Source organism: Cellulomonas pasadenensis (assembly GCF_047229365.1).
Classification (GTDB): Bacteria; Actinomycetota; Actinomycetes; order Actinomycetales; family Cellulomonadaceae; genus Cellulomonas.
In genome coordinates, this window is sequence record NZ_JBFTEP010000212.1 from 1 (window position 1) to 3787 (window position 3787).

General features: G+C 76.8%; 3 protein-coding genes and 2 pseudogenes. 3 read left to right on the forward strand and 2 right to left on the reverse strand.

Features of this window, described 5'->3' with window-relative positions; translation table 11 throughout:
- Positions 1-304: 304 nt before the first annotated feature.
- Positions 305-637 (reverse strand): annotated as a pseudogene (fdxA, locus tag AB6N23_RS17620) (ferredoxin); the annotation flags it as partial.
- A 176-nt stretch (positions 638-813) separates the two neighbouring features.
- Between fdxA and AB6N23_RS17625 the strand changes: the two are divergent.
- The 3 genes from AB6N23_RS17625 to AB6N23_RS17635 all read left to right on the forward strand — a co-directional run bounded on the left by AB6N23_RS17625 (position 814) and on the right by AB6N23_RS17635 (position 3482).
- Positions 814-1530, forward strand: coding sequence for a catalase family protein (locus AB6N23_RS17625; protein WP_412867270.1), 717 nt, complete (start codon positions 814-816; stop codon positions 1528-1530).
- Positions 1527-2906 (forward strand): APC family permease, encoded by a 1380-nt coding sequence (locus AB6N23_RS17630; protein ID WP_412867271.1) that lies wholly within the window; start codon positions 1527-1529, stop codon positions 2904-2906. The genes AB6N23_RS17625 and AB6N23_RS17630 overlap by 4 nt, the downstream gene beginning before the upstream one ends.
- Before the next feature lie 108 nt (positions 2907-3014).
- Positions 3015-3482 (forward strand): SRPBCC family protein, encoded by a 468-nt coding sequence (locus AB6N23_RS17635; protein WP_412867272.1) that lies wholly within the window; start codon positions 3015-3017, stop codon positions 3480-3482.
- An 84-nt stretch (positions 3483-3566) separates the two neighbouring features.
- Here the strand turns inward: AB6N23_RS17635 and AB6N23_RS17640 are convergent.
- Positions 3567-3787 (reverse strand): annotated as a pseudogene (locus AB6N23_RS17640) (N-acylglucosamine 2-epimerase); the annotation flags it as partial.

Below are 3787 nucleotides of genomic sequence, written 5' to 3' on the forward strand. Positions count from 1 at the left end.
GGGCCGCGCTCCGGCTCGCGGCGGCGGCGAGCGGCTCCGACGTCACCCGCGCGCGGGGCGACCGCGACGTCGCGCGGGGCACCGGCGTGCTGCGCGGCGTGGCCGGCGGCGAGGTCGAGGAGTACGCGCGTCCGGAGCCGGTCCGGTCGGGCCGATGACGCCGCCCGGCCGCGGCGGCACGTCGCGCACCAGCACGCACGGCCGGGAGGTCTTACGCCGGGGACCGGTCCTCCGACGCCGCCGGGGGTGGGAGGTGCCCCGCCACCGGCGGCTCGGCGCGCGCCCGGCGGCGGGCGGTGGACGGCGGGTCGTACGTGGCGACGAAGGCGGTGTCCGCACCCACGCGGCCCACGCGGTCGGCGCCGCCCGGTGACCCCAGCGGCGTCGACCGCCCGGGCAGCGGCTCGGTGAAGAACAGCGCCTGGTCGGCTGCGAATGCCGACCACCCGGCCGGCAGCGCGTCCTCGGGGTAGATCGCGTCGACCGGGCACACGGGCACGCACGCGCCGCAGTCGATGCACTCGTCGGGGTGCACGTAGACCGAGCGCCGACCCTCGTAGATGCAGTCCACCGGGCACGCGAGCACGCAGGAGCGGTCGAGCACGTCGATGCACGGCTCGGCGACGACGTACGCCATGCGCACCTCCTCGTGCGGGCCCGGTCCGCGCGGCGCCCGGCGCGGGTGCCGCTCCCAGGAGCAGCATCGCACCGGCCGCGGACGCCCGCCGCGCGCCCCGGCCGCACCCTCGCCATGCTGGACCCGCGCCGCGCCCCGGCGCCGCGCGCCCACCCGCCCACGTCGAGGGAGTCCCCGTGCCCGTCCCCGTGCCCGACGGTCCCCTGCCCGCCCGTGTCGCCGGCGGTCTGCTGGCGACAGTGTTCGGCCCGCTCGCCGCGCTGCGCCGCGGCCGCCCGCTGCACCCGCGCGGCACCGTGCTCCGCGGGACGCTGCGGCTCGGCGACGACCCCGACGCTCCCGGGGGCGAGCTGCGGTACGCGGGACCGGCGCTCGTGCGCGTGTCCCGCTCGGCGGGCCTGCCGCCGGGGCTGCCGGACGTGCACGGCGTCGCGGTGCGGTGGGAGGTCGACGGGCGTCCGCAGGACCTGCTGCTGTCCGGCACGGGCACCGGTCGGCTCTCGCGGTTCCTCCTCGTGCCGCGGACGAGCCCGTGGGGCGGACCGATGGGCTCGCTCATGCCGTTCCGCACCGCCGACGGGCCGGTCGTGCTCGGCGCCGTACCGGTGCCGGGCGCCCGCGGGGACACCGACCGGTCCGACCTGCGCGTGGACCTCGTACTGATGTCGGCGCGCGCCGGCGGGCCGTGGCAGCGCTGCGGCCGGCTCGTCGCGGACGAGATCGTCCCCGACCTCGACCTGCGGTTCGACCCGGTGCTGCACGTGCCCGCCCCGTACCGGACGTACGCCTGGGCCGCCGCCCTGCGCCTGCCCGCGTACGCCGCGGCCCGCCGGCACGACCCCCGGCGCCCGGCGCGCGCGACGGGCCGTCCGCCTCGATACTCGGGCGGGTGACCAGCACCGACAGCGGCGCCGAGGCGCCCACCCGCCTGCGGCGGTCCGTCACCGGACCGCTCCTGTTCCTCTTCATCCTCGGCGACGTGCTCGGCGCCGGCGTCTACGCGCTCGTCGGCGAGCTGTCCGCCGAGGCCGGCGGCATGGTGTGGCTGCCGCTGCTCGTGGCGCTCGTCATGGCGCTGCTCACCGCGGCGTCGTACGCCGAGCTCGTCACCAAGTACCCGCAGGCGGGCGGCTCGGCCGTCTACGCGCAGCGCGCCTTCAAGCGGCCGGTGATCTCCTTCCTCGTCGGGTTCTCGATGCTCGCGGCCGGTGTCACGTCCGCCGCCGGCCTGTCGCTCGCGTTCGCCGGCGACTACCTCGGCGTGTTCCTCGACGTGCCGGCGATCCCCGCGGCGATCGTCTTCCTCGCGCTGGTCGCCCTCCTCAACGCCCGCGGCATCAAGGAGTCGATGCGGGCCAACGTCGTCATGACGGCGATCGAGGTGAGCGGCCTGCTCCTCGTCGTCGTGCTCGGTGCGATGGTGCTGGGCCGGGGCGACGGCGACCCGGGGCGCCTGCTGGAGCTGCCGGAGGGCACCTCCGCGGCCGCCGCGACGCTCGGCGGCGCGCTCATCGCGTTCTACTCGTTCGTCGGCTTCGAGACGTCGGCGAACGTCGCCGAGGAGGTCCGCGACGTGCGGCGCGTGTACCCGCGCGCCCTCTTCGGCGCCCTGCTCGCCGCGGGCGTCGTCTACCTGCTGGTGGGGATCGTGGCGCCGGCCGTCGTGGCGCCGGACGACCTCTCGGCGTCGAGCGGCCCGCTGCTCGAGGTGGTCCGGGCCGCGGGCGGCGTGCCGCTGCAGCTGTTCTCCGTCGTCGCGCTCATCGCCGTGGCCAACGGCGCGCTGCTGACGATGATCATGTCGAGCCGCCTCGCCTACGGGATGGCGGACCAGGGGCTGCTGCCCGGCCCGCTCACGCGCGTGCTGCCGAACCGGCGCACGCCGGTCGTCGCGATCGTCGTGACGACGGTCGTGGCGATCGTCCTGACCACGACGGGCTCGCTGGTCGACCTCGCCTCGACCGTGGTGCTGCTCCTGCTGCTGGTGTTCCTCAGCACGAACCTCGCCGTGCTCGTGCTGCGCCGCGACCGCGTGGACCGCCCGCACTTCCGCGCGTGGACGCCGCTGCCGGTCCTGGCGATCGGCACGTGCCTGGGTCTGCTGACGCAGCAGGAGGCGCGGCACTGGCTGCTCGCCGGCGCGCTGCTCGCCGCGGGCCTCGTCCTGCACCTGCTCACGCGCCGCCGCTCCGAGGCGTCCGCGGCCGAGCGGGAGGCGGCGCGGGCGGCCGAGGGCGACGGCACGGGCTCGACGGACCGGCGCGCCTGAGCGTGCGCTGAGCGCGGCCACCCTCCCGGCCCGCTCGACGCGCGCGCGTCCGGACCCCGACCTAGCGTGGAGGACGCACGACCCCCCGAACACACAGGAGGAGACGGCATGCCCACGATCGAGCAGACCATCGACGTCGACGTCCCCGTGCGCACGGCGTACGACCAGTGGACGCAGTTCGAGGACTTCCCGCACTTCATGAACGGCGTCGAGCAGGTCACGCAGATCAGCGACACGATGACGCACTGGAAGACGTCGATCGGCGGCGTGAACCGCGAGTTCGACGCGCAGATCGTCGAGCAGGAGCCCGACCAGGTCGTCGCGTGGCGCAGCGTCGACGGCACGGCCCACGCGGGTCACGTGTCGTTCCAGCAGCTGGGCCCGGCGTCGACGCGGGTCACCGTGAAGATCGACTGGGAGGCGGACTCCCTCGTGGAGAAGGTGGGTGCCGCCGTCGGCGCCGACGACCGCCAGGTCAAGAAGGACGTCGAGCGGTTCAAGGAGTTCATCGAGAGCCGCGGCGCCGAGACCGGTGCCTGGCGCGGCTCGGTCGAGGGCGGCACGCCGACCGCCTGACGCACCGGCACGCCGACCGGCCCGGCCCCTCCGCGGAGGGCGCCGGGCCGTCGTGCGTCCGGGGGCGTCCGCCCCGCGGTGCCGTCAGCCGCGCAGGGCGCGCGCCAGCTCCGCCGGGTCGGTCGTCGGCCGCTCGCACACGAAGCCCCGGCACACGTACGCGGCGGGGCGGCCCTCGACGAGCGGGCGGTCACGCAGGAGCCCCGGCGCGTCGTCCGGCAGGTCGGCCGGGTCGCCGAGGGCGACGACGAGGCCGGGCGCCGCCGACGCCAGCGCCGCGCGGTGCAGCGCGCGCGTCCCGGCGT

Excerpts from the sequence above, each read along its gene's own strand:
- AB6N23_RS17635 (WP_412867272.1), top strand. The coding sequence starts at position 3,015 with ATGCCCACGATCGAGCAGACCATCGACGTCGACGTCCCCGTGCGCACG.